This is a genomic window from Zoogloea dura (assembly GCF_012927165.1).
Taxonomy (GTDB): domain Bacteria; phylum Pseudomonadota; class Gammaproteobacteria; order Burkholderiales; family Rhodocyclaceae; genus Zoogloea; species Zoogloea dura.
On the sequence record NZ_JABBGA010000014.1, the window covers coordinates 48,859 to 69,390 of the forward strand.

Here is a 20,532-nt window from a genome sequence, read left to right on the forward strand (position 1 = left end):
CGACCCGCCCTCCAGCTTGCCTGGCAGCGGGAGCCGGGACGCACTGCGGCGCGTTCATCCAACCCACCACGGCCGCATTCGGACGCGGCGAGGAGACCCTGCAGTGAGCCATTCCGCGCAATTTGACACCGACGTACTGATCATCGGCTCCGGCCCCACCGGCGGCGCCACAGCGCTGGCCCTGGCGACCTATGGGGTGCGTGCCCACATGGTGTCGCGCAGCAACTGGCTGGCTGACACGCCCCGGGCCCACATCACCAACCAGCGCACCATGGAAGTGCTGCGCGACCTGGGTATCGAGGACGAGGCGATCAAGTACGCCACCCCCTGGGAGCAGATGGGCGACACCTTGTTCACCACCAGCCTGGCCGGCGAGGAGCTGGTGCGCCAGCGCACCTGGGGCACCGGCGACGAGCGCAAGGGCGACTACCTGCAGGGCAGCCCCTGCGGCCTGCAGGACATCCCCCAGCCGCTGATCGAGCCGGTGATCTTCAAGAACGCGGCGGAGCGGGGCGCCCGTTTCAGCTTCAACACCGAATACCTGTCCCACAGCCAGGACGCCGACGGGGTCACGGTGCAACTGCGTGAGCGGGCCAACGGCCGCCAGTACAGCCTGCGCGCCCGCTACCTGGTGGGCGCCGACGGGGCCAAGTCGAAGGTCGCCGAGGACATCGGGCTGCCCATCGAAGGCCACATGGCGCGGGCCGGCACGGTGTATGTGATCTTCAAGGCCGACCTGTCCCGCTACGTGGCCCACCGGCCCAGCATCCTGCACTGGATCGTCACCCCTGCGGCCAGCTTCGGCGAGATCGGCATGGGCCTGCTGCGCGCGGTGCGCCCCTGGGACGGCTGGATCGCCGGCTGGGGTTTCGACATCTCCAAGGGCGAGCCCGATCTCAACCCCGAGCTGCTGCTCGAGCGCATCCGCACCCTGGTCGGCGACCCGGCCCTGGAGGTGGAGATCGAGCGCACCTCGGTGTGGTACGTGAACCAGGCCTATGCCACTGAGTATTCCCGTGGCCGGGTTTTCTGCGGCGGTGATGCCGTGCATCGCCACCCGCCATCCAGCGGCCTGGGCCTCAACACCTGCGTGCAGGACGCCTTCAACCTGGCCTGGAAGCTCGCCTACGTCATCCACGGCCACGCCGGCCCGGGCCTGCTCGACAGCTACAGCCTGGAGCGGGCGCCGGTGGGGCGCCAGATCGTGGTGCGCGCCAACCAGTCGCGCATGGACTACGCTCCGCTCAAGGCGGCCTTCCGGGTCGAAGGCGCCGACAACCCGGTGGCGGCCGGCATCGCCCGCTTCAAGGACCCCGGCCCCGCAGGCGTGGCGGCGCGCCAGGCGGTGCAGGCCGCGCTTGAGTTGAAGAACACCGAGTTCAACGCCCAGGGCGTCGAGATGAACCAGCGCTACGCCTCCGCCGCCGTGCTGCCCGACCCGGCGGCCGGCGAGGAGGTGTGGCGGCGCGACCCGCAGCTCTACCTGCAGCCCACCACCCGGCCCGGCGCCAAGCTGCCCCACGCCTGGCTGGTGGACCGCCGCGGCCTGCGCGTGTCCACCCTCGACGTGACCGGAAAGGGCAAGTTCTCGTTGCTCACCGGCCTGTCCGGCCAGGCCTGGCGGCAGGCAGCCGAAGCGCTGGGGCTGCCGTGGCTGCGCACCGTGATCACCGGCGAACCCGGCAGTGCCGACCCCTACTGCGCCTGGCAGCGCCTGCGCGAAGTGGACGAAGCCGGCGCCATCCTGGTGCGTCCCGACGGCTATGTGGCGTGGCGCCACAGCGCCGCCGTGCATGATGCCGGCGAAGCCCGCCGGCAGCTGGCCGCCGCCCTCGGCGTGCTGCTCGACACCACCTTCTGAACCCCGCCTTTCCGCCCATCCCCGCAGTACAAGAACAAAGGAGACATTGATGAAACTGAAGCACCCCTGCAAGAAGATCCTGGCCACCGCTGTCCTGACCCTGGCCGCCGGCCAGGCCCTGGCCGACATCAACATCGGCGTGGTCTTCTCCCTCACCGGGCCGGCCGCCTCCCTGGGCCTCGAGACCCGCAAGTCCATCGAGCTGATGCCCAAGACCCTCGGCAAGGAGAAGATCAACTACATCGTCCTCGACGACGCCACCGATCCCACCAACGCCGTCAAGAACGCCCGCAAGCTCAGCGGCGAAGACAACGTGGACGTGCTCTTCGGGCCCAACCTGATCACCTCCGGCCTGGCCATGGCCGACGTGGCCAATGAGAAGAAAGTGCCGCTGCTGTCCCAGGCGCCCATCGTCACCACGCCCGAGAAGTTGAAGTGGGCCTTCCGCGTCGAGCCCCTGGCCGACGTGATGGTGGGCCGCGTGGTGGCCGACATGAAGGAGAAGGGCGTCAAGACGGTGGCCTTCATCGGCTTCTCCGACTCTTGGGGCGAGCTGCTGCTCAAGGGCCTGACCAAGACCACCGAGGCCGCCGGCATCAGGATCGTCGCCACCGAGCGCTTCGGCCGCACCGACAACAGCGTCACCGCCCAGGCCCTCAAGATCGTCGCCTCCAAACCCGACGCGGTGTTCGTCGGCGGCTCCGGCACGCCGGCGGCGATGCCCCACACCACCCTGCGCGAGCGTGGCTTCGCCGGCCCCATCTATCACTCCCACGCCGTCGCCAACAAGGAGTTCCTGCGGGTTGGTGGCAAGGCCATCGAAGGCGCGCGCCTGGCAGTGGCGCCGGTGGTGGTGGCCGAGCAGCTGCCCGACGGCCACCCCAACAAGCAGGCCGGCCTGGCTTTCGACAAGGCCCTCGAAGCCAAGTACGGCGCTGAAGCCCGCTCCAGCTTCGCCGGCGCCTCATGGGATGGCTGGCTGATCCTCGAAGGAGCCCTCACCACCGCCCTCAAGACGGCCAAGCCGGGTACCCCGGAATTCCGTGAGGCGGTGCGTAATGCGCTGGAGAAGACCAAGGTCGTCGGTGCCAATGGCTCCTACACCATGAGCGCCGAGGACCACGGCGGCTACGACCCCAAATCCGCCGTGCTGATCGAGGTGGCCGCGGGCAAGTGGAAGCTGGTGAAGTAAGCAGGCAGGGGGCAGGCGCCCCCTGTCAGGCCGCTGGGGTGGTTTCCTGCAGTCCGCCGCCGAGCGCCTTGTAGAGTGACAAGGCGCTCTTGAACGCCAGGCGCTGCAGGCCGAGCAGGTTCTGCCGGGCTGCATAGGCCTGGCGCTGGGCATCCAGCAGCTCGAGCCGGCTGTCCTGCCCGGCCCGGTAGCGCAGGCTGGAGAGCTCGCGCCGCCGCTCGGCGCTGGACACGGCGCGCTGCTGGGCCTCGATCTGGCGGCTCAGGGTGGCGCTGGCGGCCAGGCCGTCAGCCACCTCCCGGAAGGCGGTCTGGATGGATTTCTCGTACTCGGCCACCGCCGTGGAGCGGCGGGCCCGGGCCAGCTCCAGGCCGGACTCGAGGCGGCCGTTGTCGAAAAGCGGCTGCGTCAGCTGGGGCATGAAACCCCAGGCCAGCTGGCCGCCTTGAAACAGGCTGCCTAGCGCCGGGCTGGCATAGCCCAGGGTGGCGGTGAGCGCCAGTCGCGGGAAGAAGGCCGCCCGGGCGGCGCCGACGTCGGCGTTGGCCGCGCGCAGGGCCTGTTCTGCCTGGAGGATGTCCGGCCGGCGCAACAGGAGGTCAGAAGGCAGGCCGGGGGGGAGGGTGGTCAGCACGGGCTGCCTGTCCAGGCGCATGCCCTCGGGCAGATCGGCCGGCACCGTGGTGCCGAGGAGGAGGGCGAGCGCATTGCTGGCCTGTTTGAGGTCCCGCTTCCGGCCCTCCAGGTCGGCCTCGGCCAAGGCCACCTGGCCCTCCGCCTGGGCCACATCGAGCCCGCTGTTCTGCTTGGCCTCCTTGAGCAGGTGCGCCAGCTCCAGGGATTGCCGCCAGTCGGCAAGCGTGGTTTCGGTGAGGCGCAGTTGTTCCACCGCCAGGCGTTCTTCCAGGTAGGCGTCCGCCACCGCCGCAATCAGGCTGATGCGGGCGGCCCGGGCCGCCTCGGCGCTGGCCAGGTAGCGTGCCAGCGCCGCATCCGAAAGCGCCCTGACCCGGCCGAACAGATCGATCTCGAAGGCACTGATGGCAAGGCCGGCGGCATGCGTGCCCTGCAGGCTGGCCGGTGTCGCCGCGCTGGCAGCCGTCCTTTCCCTCCCGCCGCTCAGGCGGGCATCCAGCTGCGGCAGCAGGGCGCTCCGTTCAATACCGTACTGGGCGCGAACCGCGTCCACGTTCAGCAGGGCGATGCGCAGGTCCCGGTTGTTGTCGAGGGCGGTGGTGATCAGGCGCTGCAGGCGCGGGTCCCCGAACATCTGGCGCCAGCCCAGGTCGGCGGCGTTGCCGGCGCGGGTGGGCTCGTCGGGGCCGTCGGCATAGGACGCCGGCAGCGCCGGCGCCGGGCGCTCGAGTGGCGGGGTCAGGGCGCAGGCGCTCAGCAGGAGGGCCAGAGAGGTAGGGATGATTCGCATGGTTCAGCTCTCCCCGGGGCGTGTCCGGGCCACGTTGCCGCGACGTTCCGGCAGGCGCGCCTGGAATCCCAGGACAAAAACGAAGAAGACGGGAACGAAGAACACGGCCAGCAGCGTCGCCGTGACCATTCCACCGAACACGCCGGTGCCGATGGCGTGCTGGGTCTCCGCGCTGGCGCCGCTGGCCAGCATCAGGGGCACCACGCCCAGCGCAAAGGCCAGGGAGGTCATCAGGATCGGGCGCAGGCGGAGCCGCGAGGCCTCCACGGCGGCGTCGATCAGGCTCATGCCCTGCTCGCGCAGCTGCTTGGCGAACTCGATGATCAGGATCGCGTTCTTGGCGGAGAGGCCGATGACTGTGATCATCCCGACCTTGAAGAACACGTCGTTGGGCATCCCGCGCAGGCTCACCGCCAGCACCGCCCCGATCAGCCCCAGCGGGACGACCAGCATCACCGACAAGGGAATGGCCCAGCTCTCGTAGAGCGCCGCCAGCACCAGGAAGACCACCAGGGTGGACAGCGCCATCAGCAGCGGCGCCTGGGCGGCCGACTCGCGCTCCTGGAGGGATTGCCCGGTCCACTCGACCGCGAATCCCGGCGGCAGCCGGCTGACCAGGGCTTCCATGGCGGCCATCGCCTCGCCGCTCGAAACCCCGGGCGCCGAGCTCCCCGCGATGCGGACCGCCGGGTAGCCCTTGTAGCGCACCAGCTGCAGCGGCGCATCGGTCCACACCGGGGTCACCACTTCGCCGAGGGGGACCATCCCGCCCACGTTGTTGCGGACATACAGCTTGAGGATGTCCTCCACCTGCATGCGCGCCCGGGCGTCGGCCTGGATGATCACCTGCTGCATGCGTCCCGCGTTGGGAAAGTCATTGACGTAGAGGGAGCCCATGGCGGTGCTCAGGGTGTCGCTGATGCTGGCGAAGGACACGCCCAGCGCCTCGGCCTTCTGCCGGTCGATGTCCAGGCGGACGTTGGTGCCGGGGGCGAGCCCCTCCGGGTAGGCCAGCGCGATGGCCGGGTCCTGCGCGGCCATCGCCAGCAAGGTTTCCTGTGCCTTCATCAGGGCGCCGAAGCCCTGGTTGGCCCGATCCTGCAGGCGCATGCTGAAGCCGGACGAGGTGCCCAGCTCCTCGATGGCCGGTGGCATCAGGTTCATCACCATGCCCTCCGGCGTACGCGCCATCGCGTTCTGGGCCAGCGCCACTTCCTCCTGCGCCGTGGCACCGTCGCGTGCATCCCAGCCTTTCAGGTTGGAGAAGATGATGCCTGCGTTGGGGCCGGCGCCAGAGAAGCTGAAGCCGAGGACGGACTGGGTCGACGCGATACCGGGGCGGGTGGCCGCGTGGGCTTCGAAGGTCTTGACCACTTCCAGGGTGCGCTCGGTGGTGGCATCCGAGGGCAGCTGGATCGAGGTCATGAAATAGCCCTGGTCCTCCTCGGGGAGAAAGGCCGACGGCAAGCGGGCCAGGCCGACCGCCAGGGTGGCGACCAGGGCGGCGAAGACCACCATGACCCGGCCACTCCGTTTCACCAGGCCCAGCACACCGTGGCCGTAGCGCTCCGTCATGCGGCCGAAGCCCCGGTTGAAGCCGCCGAAGAAACCCCTGGCCTGGGCATGCCCGGTCACCGGCTTGAGCAGGGTGGCGCACAGGGCCGGGGTCAGGCTGAGGGCCAGGAAGGCCGAGAACAGGATGGCCACCGCCATCGACAGGGAGAACTGGCGGTAGATGACTCCCACCGAACCGCTGGCGAAGGCCATGGGGATGAACACCGCGATCAGCACCAGGGTGATGCCGACCACCGCGCCGGTGATCTCCTTCATGGCCTTGAGCGTCGCCTCCCGCGGGGACAGGCCTTCCTGCACCATGAGCCGCTCGACGTTCTCCACCACCACGATGGCGTCATCCACGATGATGCCGATCGCCAGCACCATCCCGAACATGGTCAGCACGTTGATCGAAAAGCCGGTCACCAGCATCACGGCGAAGGTGCCGAGCAGGGCGATCGGCGCCACGATGGCGGGAATCAGCGTATAGCGGATGTTCTGGAGGAACAGGTACATCACCAGGAACACCAGCACCATCGCCTCCAGCAGGGTCTGGGCGACCTGCTCGATGGAAATCTGCACGAAGGGTGCGGTATCGAAGGGGACGGAGTAGCTGATTCCGCTGGGCATGGAGGCGGACAACTCCTCCAGGCGTGCCCGCACCGCCGCGGCGGTACGCACCGCGTTGGCACCCGGCGCCAGCTGCACCGCCAGCGCCGAACCGGGCTGTCCGTTCTCGCGGATGGACTCGGCGTAGGTCTGCGCGCCGAGCTCGATCCGCGCGACATCGCCGAGCACCACCTTGGAGCCGTCGGGCGTGGCTTTCAGCACGATCGCCGCGAACTGCTCGGGGGTCTGCAGTTGCCCCTGGACCGTCACCGGAATGGTCACCCGCTGCCCGGCCACCGTCGGTGCGCCGCCCACCCGCCCGGGGGCGATCTGCGCGTTCTGGCGGGTGATCGCATCGCTCAGGTCACCCATCGACAACTGGTAGGAGAGGAGCCGGGCCGGATCCACCCAGATGCGCATGGCCCGTTCCGAGCCGAACAGCTGGACCCGCCCGACGCCCTCGATGCGCCGCAGCTCCTCGATCACGTTGCGCGCAAGGTAATCGCTCAGTGCTACCTCGTCGTACTGCCCGTTGGAGGCTTTCAACCCCACGATCATCAGGAAGGACGAGGCGGCGGATTCGAACTTGAGCCCGTTCTGGCGCACCACCGCCGGCAGCCGCGGCTCGATGGTCTTGATGCGGTTCTGCACGTCCACCTGCGCCAGCTCCGGGTGGGTGCCGGGCTTGAAGGTGATCCGGATCTCCGCGCTGCCCGAGGTGTCGGTCGCGGATTCGAAGTAAAGCAGGTTCTTGACGCTCGACAGCTCTCGTTCGATGAGGCCGACCACCGCGTCGTTCATGGTCTGCGGGGTGGCCCCGGGGTAGGCCGCGTAGATGCTCACCGTCGGCGGCGCCACGGTGGGGTAGCGGGCGATCGGCAGCTGCGGGATGGCGATGAGGCCGAGCAGGATGATGAAGAGGGCTACCACCCACGCGAACACGGGTCGTTTGATGAAGAAGGAGGGCATGTTCGATCCTTCCTCAGCGGGCGGCCTGGGAGGCGGGGGCGCGCGCGCCCTGCCAGGCCTGCTCGGTGACACCATCCCCATCCTTGAGGCGATCGAGCCCTTCCACGACCAGCTTGTCGCCGGCTTTCAGGCCGCTCGATACCAGGTAGTGGCCGTCCACCACCTTGCCGAGCTGCACGGCATGCTGGCGCGCCTTGCCGTCCCCGTCGATGACCCACACGCGGCTCAGGCCGTCGCCGGTCCGGACAATCGCCTGCTGGGGGGCGAGGATGCCCTCGGTCGCCCCGCCCTGCGGCACCCGGGCGCGCACATACATACCGGGCAGCAAGTGCCGCCCAGTGTTCTCGACGCGGATCCGCAGCACCACGTCGCCGGTGCCGGCGTCCACATTGATCCCGGAAAACAGGATCTCGCCCTTCACCGGATAGGGCTTGCCCTGGGCATCCAGGATCGCCGCGCGGCCGTCCGCGGCGCTCGGGCGGCCTGCCGACTTGCGCAAGGTCTCGAGCATCGAGGCGGGCTGGCGTACGTCCACGTACACCTGGTCGATCTGCTGGACACGCGCCATGGGGGCCGTATCCGTGGTGCTCACCAGGGCGCCCTCCGTCACCATCTCCTCGCCGATCCGCCCCGAGATCGGGGCGCGGATGGTGGCAAAGCCCAGGTCGAGTTGCCTGCGGGCCAGTGTCGCGCGGGCCTGGTCGACGTCGGCCGCCGCCTGGTTGCGCTGGGATACGGCATCGTCGTAGAGCTGGCGGCTCACCGCGTCGGCCTCGACCAGGGGCTCAAGGCGTTCCACCTGCAGCCTGGCGCGCTCCAGTGCGGTCATGGCGCGCTTCAGCGCCGCGTCTGCGCTATCCACCTCGGCCTTGAAGGGGGCAGGGTTGATCTGGAACAAAGGCTGCCCCTCGCGGACTTCGGCGCCCTGCTCGAAGAGCCGCTTCTGCACGATGCCGCCTACCTGGGGGCGGATCTCGGCGCTGCGCATGGCGGCGACCCGCCCGGGGAGTTCGTCCTCCAGGCGGACGGGGCTCATCACCACGCGGGTGATGGAGACCAGGGCGGCTTCCGGCGGGGGGGAGAGCGCCTCGCCCTGCGTGCAGGCGGCAAGCACCGCCCCTGCGCCGAGCAGAGGGACGAGTCGAAGCAGATTTGCGGATTTCATGGCGTATCGGAGGCCGGCCCCGGTGGGCGTGGGGCCGGCCGAATGTAAAATCGCAAGACTAGGCGCCGAGTGTTGGGCTTTGGCGGGATAAAGATGGAGAAACGATGGAGATGAGCCTCAATTTCGCGCGGGGGCGTGCATGAGCCATGCATTCGAGCGTAGCGCCGCGGCGGAAACCCAGGCATTGGTGCTGATTGCCGAGGATGAGCCTGAGATCGTCGACATCCTCAAGGCCTACCTGGCGCGCGAAGGCATCCGCACGGCATGGGCGGCGGACGGCCGGGCGGCGCTCGAGATGCACCTGGCCCTGAAGCCCGATCTCCTGCTGCTCGACGTGCAGATGCCCCGGGTCGACGGCTGGCAGGTCTTGTCCGAGGTGAGGGCGCGGGGGCAGACGCCGGTGATCATGGTGACGGCCCACGATCAGGACATCGACAAGCTGATGGCCTTGCGCATTGGTGCCGATGACTACGTGGTGAAGCCCTTCAACCCGGCCGAGGTCGCTGCCAGGGTGCGGGCCGTGCTGCGCCGGACCCAGCGTGTCGAGCAGGATCGCCTTGATGTGCTGCGGGTCGGGCCGCTGGAGATCGACCTGGAGGCTTTCCGGGTTGCGGTGGTGGCGCAGGATGCGTCGCGCCAGGTGCTGAGCCTGACCCTGACCGAGTTCCGCATCCTCGCCCACCTCGCCAGGGCCCCGCGCCGGGTGTTCAGCCGCAGCGAGCTGATCGCCGCCTGCCTGCCGGAGGGCGAGGTGCTTGAGCGGACGGTGGACAGCCATATCAGCAAGCTGCGCAGGAAGCTGGATGAGGTCGCTGTCCAGGGCATGCCGGTGAGCCTGCGCGGCGTCGGTTACCGCCTCGAGGACATCGCATGACGAGCCGCTCCGGCCTCAGCCGGCAACTCGTCCTGTCCATGTCGGCGATGGCCCTCAGCGTGATGCTGCTGCTCCATGTCAGCTTCTACATGTTCTACGCCATCGCGATGAAGCTCAATCCGTCCCTGGTTTCGCCCAGCGTGGACAGCTGGCCGCCGACCACCTCGGAGTGGATCCTCATCGCGACCATGACGCTGCTGGGGCTGGCGCTGGCGGTGCATACGGCGACCCGCTTCTCCAGGCGCATCATCCAGCCTCTCAACTCGGTGACGGAGAGCGTGCGGCGGCTCGCCCATGGCGATCTGGATGCGCGGGCCCATGCCGAGGACCGTTCCCTTGGCGAAGCCTCGGCGCTGGTGGAGGACTTCAACTCCATGGCAGAGCGCCTGCAGCGCATGACCGGCGAGCTGGTCACCTGGAATGCGGCGATTGCCCATGAGCTGCGCACGCCGGTGACCATCCTGCGGGGGCGCCTGCAGGGCCTCGCCGAGGGCGTGTTCCAGCCCGACGAGGCCTTGTTCCGCAGCCTCCTCGCCCAGGTCGAGGGGCTGTCCCGCCTGATCGAGGACTTGCGCGTGCTGAGCCTGGCCGACAGCGGCCACCTCAGCCTGCGCACCGAGACGGTCGATCTGTCGGCGGAGATCCGCGCCACCGTGCAACTGGTCGAGCCGGACCTGCGCGCCGCCCAGCTGGCCGTGGACGTGCAGCTGCCGCCCGCCTGCAGGGTCGAATGCGATGTGGCCCGCATCCGGCAGGTGCTCATCGCCCTGCTCGAGAACGCGCGCCGCTATGCCCAGCCGGGCGGGCTGCGCATAGCGGCCGAATGCGATGGTGCGGAATTCAGCCTCGGCATCGAGGACGACGGGCCGGGGATCCCCGACGAGGTTGCCGCCCATATCTTCGAGGCCTTCGTGCGGGGTGACGACTCCCGCGCCCGCCACAGCGGCGGCAGCGGATTGGGGCTGGCCATCGTCCGCGCCATCGTGCATGCCCACGGCGGCCGGGTCGGATGCGTCGCGGCCGCCGCTGGCGGCACCCGCTTCACGCTCTCCATTCCGTGCCATGCGGCACCGCGCCCGGATGGCCTCAGTGCGCCGCCGCCAGCAATGCCTGCAGCCGGCTGAAGAAGTCCTTGTCGCGCGCATACTGCCCGTCCGCCAGGAAGCCCTTGTTGGCTTCCAGCGAGGCCAGGTAGTTGCTGATGATCCGGCGGTAGCTGTCCAGGCTGTCCACCGCGTAGGGCGAACCCTGGCTCTGCCCGTCGATCTGCATGCCATAGACCGCGTCGTGCATCATCAGGCCATAGGTCATCATGCTGCCCTCATCCATGCCGGCGGTGGCCTGGAACCAGGCCTCCCGGAACTCCGCGGGCGCGTCCCGGGGCGGGAAGTGCATGGTGCGGGCCGCACCCACCTCGTCGATCCCGTCGCGATTCAGATCCACGCTATAGCCCTCGGGCAGGAGCAGGTTGGCGGCGCCTTCCTCGCTGAGGGATGCCGTGTCGATGGGCTCGGCGAGGCTGTGGTTCTGGCGCACCGCGTCCATCTCCAGGGCCGACAGGGTGGCCAGGAACTGGCGGGCGTTGTCGATCCCGCCGGCGCTGTAGGCCTTGTTCAATACCGCGGCGTAAACCGCCTGGCTCTCTGTGCTGACGCCCCGCATCGCCGACAGCTCGGTGTGGGTTGCGCCGAGGATGCGCTCCAGCGAGGGTGCATCATCCGGTGTGGCGGCTTGATTGCCCTGGGCCTGGAAGGCCGCCTGGTAGGCCGCGTAGAAACTGCTGTCGGGTGCTTCGCGATAGCTGCGGCGCTGGCTTGCCGTAATGGGCTCGCCGACGTTCCGGATATCCATGATCTGCCTCCTTTTCGGCAAAATTTGCCGCCTGGTTGTGCTGCGGGAGATGCCATGGGAGAAATGCAGAAAGCGTGCCCGCCCTTTGCATGCGTCTCATGCACATGCATTGCGCCTGATGGCCGCGCCATAAACTGCGTACAATCCGCGGCAGATAAATGAGGCCGCAGAGGGGCGACAGCGGGCATGGGCACGGCGGGCAATCACGGCGATGAGTTTCGCGCCTCCTTACACAAGGCCATTCTCGATGAAGCGCCGGACGGCATCCTTGTCGTCGACGGCCGCGGCCACATCGCCTCGGTCAATGAGCGTTTCTTCAATGTCTGGCGGATCGCCCGGCCGTCCGGCGAGCTGGATGCCCTGATCAATCTGCACGACGATCATTTCCTCGATCAGGTCGTCGACCAGGTGGCCGAGCCGGAGGCCTTCCTCGCCCGCGTCCGCGAGCTCTACGCCAACCCCGGGCTGGTCGATAGCTGCGACATCCGGCTCAAGGACGGGCGCACCCTCAAGCGTCACTCGCGGGCCCTGCGCGGCGCCGAAGGGCTCTACCTGGGGCGGGTCTGGTATTTCCGCGACATCAGCGACCTGGTCCAGTCGAGGCGCGCGCTGGAGGAGAGCGAGGCGCGCTACCGCACGACCTTCCAGACCACCCTCGACGCTATCGCCATCACCTCAATCAAGGAAGGGCGCTACCTCGACGTCAACCGCGCCTTTGTCGAGATGTCCGGCTACCCGGTCGACGAGATCGTCGGCCACACCTCGCTCGAGCTGGACATCTGGGTCGACCCGGAAGACCGCCAGCGCTTCGTGCAGAAGATCGCCGGCGGCGAGACGCTGCTCAACTTCGAGGCGCGCTTCCGGCGCAAGGACGGCAGCGAGTTCTGCGGCATCTTCTCGGTCTCGCACATGGAGCTGGGCGGCGAACCCTGCCTGCTGTCGATCACCCGCGACATCACCGACCACAAACTGGCCCAGGCAGAGCTGGCGGCCTACCACAAGCACCTGGAAGATCTGGTGGCCCGGCGCACCGCCGAGCTGTCCACCGCCAAGGACGCCGCCGAGGCTGCCAACATTGCCAAGAGCGCCTTCCTGGCCAACATGAGCCACGAGATCCGCACTCCGCTCAACGCCATCACCGGCATGGCCTACCTGATCCGGCGTGCTGGCCTGAGCGCTGGGCAGGGTGCCCGCATGGACAAGCTCGAGGCGGCCACCGAACACCTGCTCAACATCATCAACGCGGTGCTCGAGCTGTCGAAGATCGACGCCGGCAAGGTCGTGCTGGCCGCCGTGCCGCTGCGCATCGAGAGCGTCTTCGACAATGTCGTGTCCATGCTGCACGACCGCGCCGGGGCCAAGCGCCTGCCGCTTCGCGTCCAGCTCGGCAAACTGCCCGCCGGGCTGCTCGGCGACCCGACGGCGCTGCTGCAGGCGCTGCTCAACTATGCCGCCAATGCCATCAAGTTCACCGAGACAGGCAGCGTCATCCTGCGTGCCGGTGTGGTGGACGACCAGCCTGACAGCTGTGTGCTGCGCTTTGAAGTGGAAGATACCGGCATCGGCATCGACCCGGAGGTCCTGCCGCGCTTGTTCTCGGCCTTTGAGCAGGCCGACAACAGCACCACCCGCAAGTACGGTGGCACGGGCCTGGGCCTGGCCATCACCCGGCGCCTGGCCGAACTGATGGGTGGCAGCGCCGGTGCCAGTAGTTGCCCGGGGCAGGGCAGCACCTTCTGGTTCACCGCCCGCCTGCGCAAGCACGCCGGGCCAGATGGCGACGGACCCGGCGTGGCCGGCGCCGGGGCGCAGCCCCTGTCCGCGCCCCACATCGCGGCGCAGCGCCTGCTGCTGGTCGAGGACGAGCCGATCAGCCGTGAAGTGGCCTCACTGATCCTGGAGGACGCCGGCTTTGCCGTCGATGCGGCCGAAGACGGCGTTCAGGCCGTCGCGCACATGGCGGCCCGCACCTACGACCTGGTCCTGATGGACATGCAGATGCCCAACATGGACGGGCTGGAAGCCACCCGGCGCATCCGCCGCCTGCCGGGCTGCGACCGCGTGCCGATCATCGCCATGACCGCCAATGCCTTCGAGGAAGACCGTCTGCGCTGCCTCGAGGCCGGCATGAGCGACTTCCTGCCCAAGCCGGTGGACCCGGACCGCCTGCTTGCGCTCATCGCGCGCTGGCTGCAGGCCGCCGCGGCAGGGTAGCGCTAGGCGCCGTGGTAGAAGGCGTAGCCCACCGCGATCGCCCCCACCAGCCCCACCAGGTCGGCGATCAGGCCGCAGGCCACGGCATGGCGCATGCGGGTGATATTGACGCTGCCGAAATACACCGCCAGCACGTAGAAGGTCGTCTCCGTCGAGCCCTGGATGATGGCGGCGAGCCGGCCCTGGAATGAATCCACGCCATAGGTCGTCATCACATCCACCATCAGCCCGCGGGCGCCGCTGCCGCTGAGGGTCTTCATCAGGCCCACCGGCAACGCCGGCACAAAGTCGGCATTCAGGCCCAGCGCCAGCACCACCTGGCCGATCCCGGCCACCAGGTAGCCCATGCAGCCGCTGCTGCGGAACACCGAGATCGCCACCAGCATGGCGATGAGGTAGGGAATGATCTGCACGGCCACCCCGAAGCCCTCCTTGGCGCCTTCGACGAAGCTTGCATACACATCCACACGGCGCCACGCCGCCGCCCCCACGAAGAGGGCGATGAGGGAGACGATGATGCCGCTGCCCAGCAGCCCGATCATCTGCGCCATCGCCGCCGCCGGCAGGGGCGCCAGCCACGCATACAGCCCACCCATCAGCAGCGCAAAGCCGGCGAAGACAGCCAGCACCGGGGCACACAGCAGGTTGATGCGCTGCCACGCCGCCACGGCGATCAGCCCGGCGGTGAAGGAGATGAAGGTGCTCAGCAGGGTGGGCAGGAAGATGTCCGCCGCATTGAAGCCGCTCAAGCCCTGCTGCATCGCCAGGCTCTGGCGAATTGCGATCACCGAGGTCGGAATCAGCGTGATGCCCGCCGTGTTGAGCACCAGGAACATGATCATCGGATTGCTGGCAGTGTCCTTGCGCGGGTTGATCTCCTGCAGTTCCTGCATGGCCTTCAGGCCCAGCGGCGTCGCCGCGTTGTCCAGGCCCAGCATGTTGGCGCTCACGTTCATCACGATGCTGCCGCTGGCCGGGTGGCCGGGGGGGATGTCCGGAAACACGCGCCGGAAGAAGGGCGCCACGAGGCGTCCGAACAGCTCGATCAGGCCGCCCTTCTCGCCGATCTTCATCACCCCCAGCCACAGGCTCATCACCCCCACCAGGCCCAGGGCAATCTCGAAGCCGGCCTTCGCCGTGTCGAACAGGCCGGTGAGGACGCGGGAGAAGATCTCCAGATCCCCCTGCAGGGTCTGCACCAGGGCAGCCACGAAGCCGATGAGAACAAAAGCGACCCAGATCAGGTTGAGCACGGCGACAGGGGCGTTCCGGCGCCCTGACGGGCCGGCGCGGGGGAGGGTTGAAAGGCTGGGAGTCTATCGGCGGTGCCGGCCACTGTCACCGTCGCGGCAGCCCCCAGGCCTCCTGGCGCTGCGCGAAGGCGTCCAGCGGCAGCTGCACCAGCAGCGGCGCCCGGGCGCCGTCCAGCCAGCCGGCCAGTTCCCGCATGTCGGCCAGCGCCATGGCGGTGCAGCCTGCGGTGGGCGTCTCCGGCCCCGCCCACACATGCAGGAAGATGCACGACCCCGCACCCGGCAGCGCCGGCTCGACATTGTGGGCCACCACGGCACCCAGCGCGTAGCGCCCGTCTGTCCGCAGCATGTCCTCGCATGACATCCAGTCTGCCGTCACCACCGATTCATCGACGATGCAGTTGTAATGCGCCGATGCAGGGTCATCCACGCACTTGAGCCCCGGCTTTGCAGGGTGGTAGGGCAGGCGCGCTGCCGCCACCGCAGGCATGCCGGCCGGCGCATCGCCAAACAGGGCGGTGATTGCAAACACCCCGGCCGGTGCGCATCCATCCCCCTCGCGCTTGTCTCCTGTCGCGCCCGGCGCATGCAGGCCGCGCCCCCACGCCAGCCCGCCGTGCCCGAGCACCACCGGCACCTGCGTGCCCACGGCAAACCAGTCGCCGCCGGCATTGCGTTCAAAACGCTGCAGACATGCTGTGGTGGCCTCCCAGCCTGGGGCAAGGCAGAGCAGGAGTTGGGTGGAGGCGGGCGGGATCACGGGGGGCTGGGGCATGGATGGCAGGTCGGGCGCAGTCGGAGCCTGGAGGCGGCGGGGGATTGTTTCACACGCCCCGGGGCGGGGCACGCAGGAGGGCCCTGGTGCTTCACAATGGCCTCAATATTCAACATGGGGCGGGCAATGTTCCATGTAGACGCCGATGGATCTTATGTTGACGGGGCTGGGCTCAATATAGAGGTGTCTACATCGAATGCAGCCACGTCAACATTCAATGCAGGCCGGTCTACATGCAATGTTGACGTGGCTGCATTGAGTATCGCGGCGTCTGCATTAAACATAGAGGCCGCTATGCAGCATGTTGACGCTGATGGGAAGAGCGTGGACAGGGAGATTGGGCATTTCAGGTTCGACGGGTGCTCCGGGGCGTTCCCTGTTCTCTTTTCAGCCACTTTTTTCAGTCTGGAAAAGCTGAAATTCTGTCAAACTTTATTTCGCCAGTGGTGCTGGCGCAGTACGTCGTTTGCCTTCGTCGCCGGATTGCTTTGCACTCGAACCCATTCCACCATGCATTTGCTGACGCTTAGCTTCAAAGACGACTCGCTGGAAACAAAATTCCTCCGCGCCATCCAGACGCGGACACGCCGGCAGGGGCAGTTTGCCTGCGTGGTCGGGATGATCGTGTATCTCCTGCACGGAGCCCTGGATCAATGGTTCGTTTCGCCCGATCTGATCAGCCAGATATGGGTCGCCCGCCTCACCGCCTTGTGCGTGCCTGCACTGGTCCTGCTGGTGTCGCTGACACGCTTCTTCGACCCCATTGCGCATTTGCTGCTGGCCTTGGTGGGGGCTGCTGCGGGGACCGGGCTGATTGCGATGCAGATGAATCTGCCGCTTGAAAACGCCCCTTATTACTACCCGATGATGGTCTTGGTGACCTTCTTCACCTACAACTTCATCGGGACCCGTTTCATCTACGCCTTCTGCGTGGATCTGGTGCTACTCGCCGCCTACAACCTGATGTTCTTTGCCCTGCTGGATTATCCGGTGCATGTGCTGCTGGGCCACGATTTCTTCATCGTCTCGGCCAACCTGATCGGCGGTTCGGTCGGCTACCTCACCGAGCGCCAGCGCCGTCTGCTTTACCTCCGCGAACAGGAGCTCGAGGCGGAGCGGACCCATCATCTGCAGCGTTCCCTGCACGATCAGCTCACCGGCTTGCCCAACCGCGAGCTTCTGTACGATCGCATCAATCAGGCCGAGCTCAGTGCGCAGCGCAACCAGACGCTGCATTGTGGCTTCTTCCTGGATCTCGATGGGTTCAAGAGCGTCAATGATTCCTTCGGCCACAAGATCGGTGACCAGGCCCTCCGCGAAGTGGCCCGGCGCCTGCAGGCCACCGTCAGGGCGACCGATACGGTGGCCCGCATTGGTGGCGACGAGTTCTTCGTATTGGCCGAGAACATCGGCGACCTGTCCGCCGCCCACACCCTGGCCCACAAGCTGCTGGCCGAACTGGCTGTGCCCTTTGCCTTCCTGCCCGAGCACGCGCAGATGGGCGCGAGTATCGGTATCTGCCCGTTTCCCTACGAGGGGATGACCGTCTCCGACCTGATCCACCGGGCCGATGAAGGGATGTATCGGGTCAAGACGTCGGGGAAGGGCCGTTTTGCGGTTGCCGACCTGTCTGGATGGCCGGACGTGGTGGTGCAGGGCGGCGGCTGATGCGGAGTGACACCATGAAGACAGCGTTCATTGTTCGGCTGCAGCATTGACGATGCACCCGCGATAGCATCAGTAATCCCGCTTCAGCTGCCATCAACAGGCCGCTTCCGTGATCGAATGCTCCAGGCCCGCGGGGCGTCTTTAACCACGTCAGCGTGATGGCTATATACTCGGCATCGGATGCTTCCGGGTCATGCTGCCGAAGGGCGCACCGAGGTTTTTCAGAGCTCTTGCAGGAATCCCCGGCGCGTCATGCATGCGACGGGTAGGTCGCGTCTATCGCCGATTCAGATCAATAGAACAATGGCTACCCACTTTCACAGGACGCGCACGCTGGTTTCACCGCGCCTGCGTCCGGAGATGTACTGGTCAATTGCGCTCACGGCCTTGCTGTTGATTGGCCGGGCATTGCCGGCAAGCAATTTCTTCACGGCGCAGGGCTATCTGCCGGTTCACACCGTCCTTGAATTTGTGGGTATCTCCGTGTCGGTGATGGTCTTTGCACTGGCCTGGAACCTGCGGAGACAACCCGGAAACAGCCACAACCTGATACTTGGCATCGGCTTCCTGTCGATCGGCCTGATCGACCTTGCCCATACGCTGTCCTATGCGGGAATGCCGGATCTGATCACCCCCAACGGGCCGGAGAAGGCGATCAACTTCTGGCTGGCGGGCCGGCTGGTCGCGGCCCTGGTGCTGTTGAGCGTTGCGCTGAGGTCGGTCGTCTTCTGGTCGCTGGCAAAGTGTTACGTGGCCTTGCTCGCCGGCCTTGGTCTGGCCGCGGCGGTGTGGTGGGCCGAGCTGGGTCTTGGGCAGTGGCTGCCGCGCACCTTCATTGCGGGGCAGGGCCTGACCGGCTTCAAGATCGGTTTCGAGTACGTGCTGGCAGCCATGTACGGCCTTGCGGCGATCCTGCTGGTCCTGAGAGGCCGGCATTCGCGCCGTGACGACTTGTCGTGGCTTGCCGCGGCTGCGTGGGTTCTCGGTCTTGCCGAGATGTTCTTCACCCTTTATGCCAATGTGACGGACCTGTTCAATCTGCTGGGGCATGTCTATAAGGCCATTGCATTCATTTTTGTCTATCGCGCCCTTTTCGTTTCGGGCGTGCAGGCGCCGTACCATGAGCTGCGTGAGAGCGATCAGATGCTCTCCAATATCCTGGACACCACGCGCGACGGTTTTCTGCGGACCGATGTCGAGGGCTGGGTCCTCGATGTCAATCCGGCCTATGTCCGTCTCTCGGGTTACACGCGCCAGGAACTCTTGCGGATGCAGCTCCAGGATCTCGTGGCCGACCATGATGCATCGTCGCTTGCCGGACTCCTGCAGCGCTTGATCGAGCACGGCAGCGGCCTGTGCGAGTTCCGCAACCGGCGCCGCGACGGCTCGATCTGGGATGTCGAGATCAGTGCGACCTACCGGATGGTCGATGGCGGGCAGTTTCTGGTGTTTGTGCGCGACATTACCGACCGCAAGAACTCCGATCGCCTGCTCCTGCAACGCGAGCGCGATCTGAAGTCGGTGCTCGACAACATGCCGTCGATGATCGGCTACTGGGGGCGCGATCTGCGCAACCGTCTGGGCAATCACGCCTACGCCACCTGGTTTGGCATCGACCCCGCCACCATGCCGGGGATGCATATCCGCGAGGTGATCGGGGAGGCCTTGTACCAGCTCAATCTGCCGTATATCGAGGCCGTCCTGCGGGGCGAGGCACAGTCTTTCGAGCGAGCGATCCCCTTGCCGGATGGGAGGGGGGTGCGTTACTCCCTGGCCAACTACCTGCCGGACGTGCACGACGGCGAGGTGGTCGGCTTTTACGTTCTGGTGTCGGACATCACGCCGATCAAGCTCGTCCAGGCCGAGCTGGAGAAATACAAGACGCATCTGGAAGACCTGGTGATCGAGCGGACCCGCGAGCTGGCGAACGCCAAGCTTGCCGCAGAGACCGCCAACGTGGCCAAGAGCGCCTTTCTGGCCAACATGAGCCACGAGATCCGCACGCCCTTGAACGCCATTCTCGGCATGTCGAACATCCTGCGCCGTGAAGGTGTGAGCCCGAAACAGGAAACCCGTCTCGACAACATCAACACCGCGGCCCAGCACCTGCTTGCCAGCATCAATGCCATCCTCGATCTGTCCAAGATCGAGGCAGGCAAGTTCACGCTCGAGGAAGCGCCGGTCGATATCGACAGCCTGCTGTCCAATATCCGCTCGATTCTTTCCGACAGTCTCAAAGCCAAGGGCCTTCGCCTGGTCATCGAGGCCGCAGCCATGCCCTGCGACATGGTGGGCGATGCGGTGCGATTGCAGCAGGCCTTGCTCAACTATGTGGCCAATGCCGTCAAATTCACCGACCATGGAACGGTCACGGTACGTGTCGGGGTCGTGAGTGAATCCGTCGGGTCGGCCCTGCTGCGATTTGAAGTGCAGGACACCGGAATCGGTATTGCTCCGGACGCTGCAAGGCAGCTGTTCAATGCCTTTCACCAGGCCGACAACTCGATGACCCGGAAGTATGGCGGCACCGGGCTGGGCCTGGCCATCACCCGACGCCTGGCCGAACTGATGGGGGGCGAGGTTGGCGTGGACAGTGAGCCCGGTGTGGGCAGCACCTTCTGGTTCTCGGCGAGGCTGACGAGGCGTTCGCTGCCGGTCCGGGCCCTTCCCGAAGGGGATGGAGACGCGGAAAGGGCCATCAGGGAGCGGCACGCCGGCAAGCGGATCCTGATCGTTGATGATGAGCCGATCAACCGGGAGGTGGCCCAGATCCAGCTGGAAGCGCTCGATCTGCTCGTGGACGTTGCGGAAGACGGCATCCAGGCGGTGGAGAGGGCCAGGGAGAAGGCAGGGACCGGGGCGACGGCTTACGCCGCCATCCTGATGGACATGCAGATGCCCAACATGAACGGTCTGGAGGCGACACGTCTCATCCGGGACATTCCGGGGTGCCGGCGGATACCGATCGTGGCCATGACCGCCAATGCGTTTGCAGAGGACAAGGCGCGCTGCTTTGCCGCAGGGATGGATGATTTCCTGACCAAGCCTTTTGAGCCGGCCGCCCTGTATGCGCTGCTGCTACGGGTGCTGGAGGCTTGAGGGCCGCTTGCCTGGCCACCCT

Annotated in this window: 13 protein-coding genes; 7 read left to right on the forward strand and 6 right to left on the reverse strand. The window is 66.9% G+C overall.

Features of this window, described 5'->3' with window-relative positions; genetic code table 11:
* Positions 1–103: 103 nt before the first annotated feature.
* Complete coding sequence (locus tag HHL15_RS16375; RefSeq protein WP_169146866.1) at positions 104–1,861, forward strand: FAD-dependent oxidoreductase; 1,758 nt, start codon at positions 104–106, stop codon at positions 1,859–1,861.
* 49 nt (positions 1,862–1,910) lie between these two features.
* The gene (locus HHL15_RS16380; RefSeq protein WP_169146867.1) at positions 1,911–3,053 is read left to right on the forward strand and encodes an ABC transporter substrate-binding protein; all 1,143 of its coding nucleotides are present in this window, start codon (positions 1,911–1,913) and stop codon (positions 3,051–3,053) included.
* 25 nt (positions 3,054–3,078) lie between these two features.
* On the opposite strand, the gene HHL15_RS16385 is transcribed toward HHL15_RS16380, so the two are convergent.
* The 3 genes from HHL15_RS16385 to HHL15_RS16395 are packed head-to-tail and all read right to left on the reverse strand — an operon-like array spanning position 3,079 to position 8,776.
* Positions 3,079–4,479, reverse strand: a complete 1,401-nt coding sequence (locus HHL15_RS16385; protein ID WP_169146868.1) for an efflux transporter outer membrane subunit — start codon at positions 4,477–4,479, stop codon at positions 3,079–3,081.
* Positions 4,480–4,482: 3 nt separating this feature from the next.
* Positions 4,483–7,611, reverse strand: coding sequence for a multidrug efflux RND transporter permease subunit (locus tag HHL15_RS16390; protein ID WP_169146869.1), 3,129 nt, complete (start codon positions 7,609–7,611; stop codon positions 4,483–4,485).
* Positions 7,612–7,624: 13 nt separating this feature from the next.
* Entirely contained in the window at positions 7,625–8,776 is a 1,152-nt protein-coding gene (locus HHL15_RS16395; RefSeq protein ID WP_169146870.1) for an efflux RND transporter periplasmic adaptor subunit, read from the reverse strand.
* A gap of 139 nt (positions 8,777–8,915) precedes the next feature.
* Between HHL15_RS16395 and HHL15_RS16400 the strand changes: the two genes are divergently transcribed.
* Both HHL15_RS16400 and HHL15_RS16405 read left to right on the forward strand, forming a co-directional pair.
* Positions 8,916–9,650, forward strand: a complete 735-nt coding sequence (locus HHL15_RS16400) for a response regulator (RefSeq protein WP_169146871.1) — start codon at positions 8,916–8,918, stop codon at positions 9,648–9,650.
* Positions 9,647–10,774: an ATP-binding protein gene (locus tag HHL15_RS16405; RefSeq protein ID WP_169146872.1), complete on the forward strand. Its 1,128-nt coding sequence runs from the start codon at positions 9,647–9,649 to the stop codon at positions 10,772–10,774. The genes HHL15_RS16400 and HHL15_RS16405 overlap by 4 nt, the downstream gene beginning before the upstream one ends.
* On the opposite strand, the gene HHL15_RS16410 is transcribed toward HHL15_RS16405, so the two are convergent.
* Positions 10,737–11,501 (reverse strand): hypothetical protein, encoded by a 765-nt coding sequence (locus HHL15_RS16410; RefSeq protein ID WP_169146873.1) that lies wholly within the window; start codon positions 11,499–11,501, stop codon positions 10,737–10,739. The genes HHL15_RS16405 and HHL15_RS16410 overlap by 38 nt on opposite strands.
* A 186-nt stretch (positions 11,502–11,687) precedes the next feature.
* Here HHL15_RS16410 and HHL15_RS16415 point away from each other — a divergent pair, with 186 nt between their 5' ends.
* On the forward strand, positions 11,688–13,715 hold the full coding sequence (locus HHL15_RS16415; protein WP_169146874.1) for a PAS domain-containing hybrid sensor histidine kinase/response regulator: 2,028 nt from the start codon (positions 11,688–11,690) through the stop codon (positions 13,713–13,715).
* A gap of 2 nt (positions 13,716–13,717) precedes the next feature.
* Here the strand turns inward: HHL15_RS16415 and HHL15_RS16420 are convergent, their stop codons facing one another.
* Together HHL15_RS16420 and HHL15_RS16425 are read right to left on the reverse strand one after the other, a co-directional pair.
* Entirely contained in the window at positions 13,718–14,968 is a 1,251-nt protein-coding gene (locus HHL15_RS16420; protein WP_169146875.1) for a nucleoside recognition domain-containing protein, read from the reverse strand.
* Positions 14,969–15,053: 85 nt separating this feature from the next.
* Positions 15,054–15,743: a L,D-transpeptidase family protein gene (locus HHL15_RS16425; RefSeq protein ID WP_169146876.1), complete on the reverse strand. Its 690-nt coding sequence runs from the start codon at positions 15,741–15,743 to the stop codon at positions 15,054–15,056.
* A gap of 294 nt (positions 15,744–16,037) precedes the next feature.
* On the opposite strand from HHL15_RS16425, the gene HHL15_RS16430 reads away from it, so the two are divergent.
* Positions 16,038–17,411 (forward strand): GGDEF domain-containing protein, encoded by a 1,374-nt coding sequence (locus HHL15_RS16430; protein ID WP_169146877.1) that lies wholly within the window; start codon positions 16,038–16,040, stop codon positions 17,409–17,411.
* A 252-nt stretch (positions 17,412–17,663) separates the two neighbouring features.
* The gene (locus HHL15_RS16435) at positions 17,664–20,510 is read left to right on the forward strand and encodes an MASE3 domain-containing protein (protein ID WP_169146878.1); all 2,847 of its coding nucleotides are present in this window, start codon (positions 17,664–17,666) and stop codon (positions 20,508–20,510) included.
* Positions 20,511–20,532: the final 22 nt, after the last annotated feature.

Coding starts and splice junctions, on each gene's coding strand:
- HHL15_RS16380 (WP_169146867.1), top strand. CDS start 1,911: ATGAAACTGAAGCACCCCTGCAAGAAGATCCTGGCCACCGCTGTCCTG.
- HHL15_RS16385 (WP_169146868.1), bottom strand. CDS start 4,479: ATGCGAATCATCCCTACCTCTCTGGCCCTCCTGCTGAGCGCCTGCGCC.
- HHL15_RS16390 (WP_169146869.1), bottom strand. CDS start 7,611: ATGCCCTCCTTCTTCATCAAACGACCCGTGTTCGCGTGGGTGGTAGCC.
- HHL15_RS16395 (WP_169146870.1), bottom strand. CDS start 8,776: ATGAAATCCGCAAATCTGCTTCGACTCGTCCCTCTGCTCGGCGCAGGG.
- HHL15_RS16400 (WP_169146871.1), top strand. CDS start 8,916: ATGAGCCATGCATTCGAGCGTAGCGCCGCGGCGGAAACCCAGGCATTG.
- HHL15_RS16405 (WP_169146872.1), top strand. CDS start 9,647: ATGACGAGCCGCTCCGGCCTCAGCCGGCAACTCGTCCTGTCCATGTCG.
- HHL15_RS16410 (WP_169146873.1), bottom strand. CDS start 11,501: ATGGATATCCGGAACGTCGGCGAGCCCATTACGGCAAGCCAGCGCCGC.
- HHL15_RS16415 (WP_169146874.1), top strand. CDS start 11,688: ATGGGCACGGCGGGCAATCACGGCGATGAGTTTCGCGCCTCCTTACAC.
- HHL15_RS16425 (WP_169146876.1), bottom strand. CDS start 15,743: ATGCCCCAGCCCCCCGTGATCCCGCCCGCCTCCACCCAACTCCTGCTC.
- HHL15_RS16430 (WP_169146877.1), top strand. CDS start 16,038: ATGCAGCATGTTGACGCTGATGGGAAGAGCGTGGACAGGGAGATTGGG.
- HHL15_RS16435 (WP_169146878.1), top strand. CDS start 17,664: ATGCATGCGACGGGTAGGTCGCGTCTATCGCCGATTCAGATCAATAGA.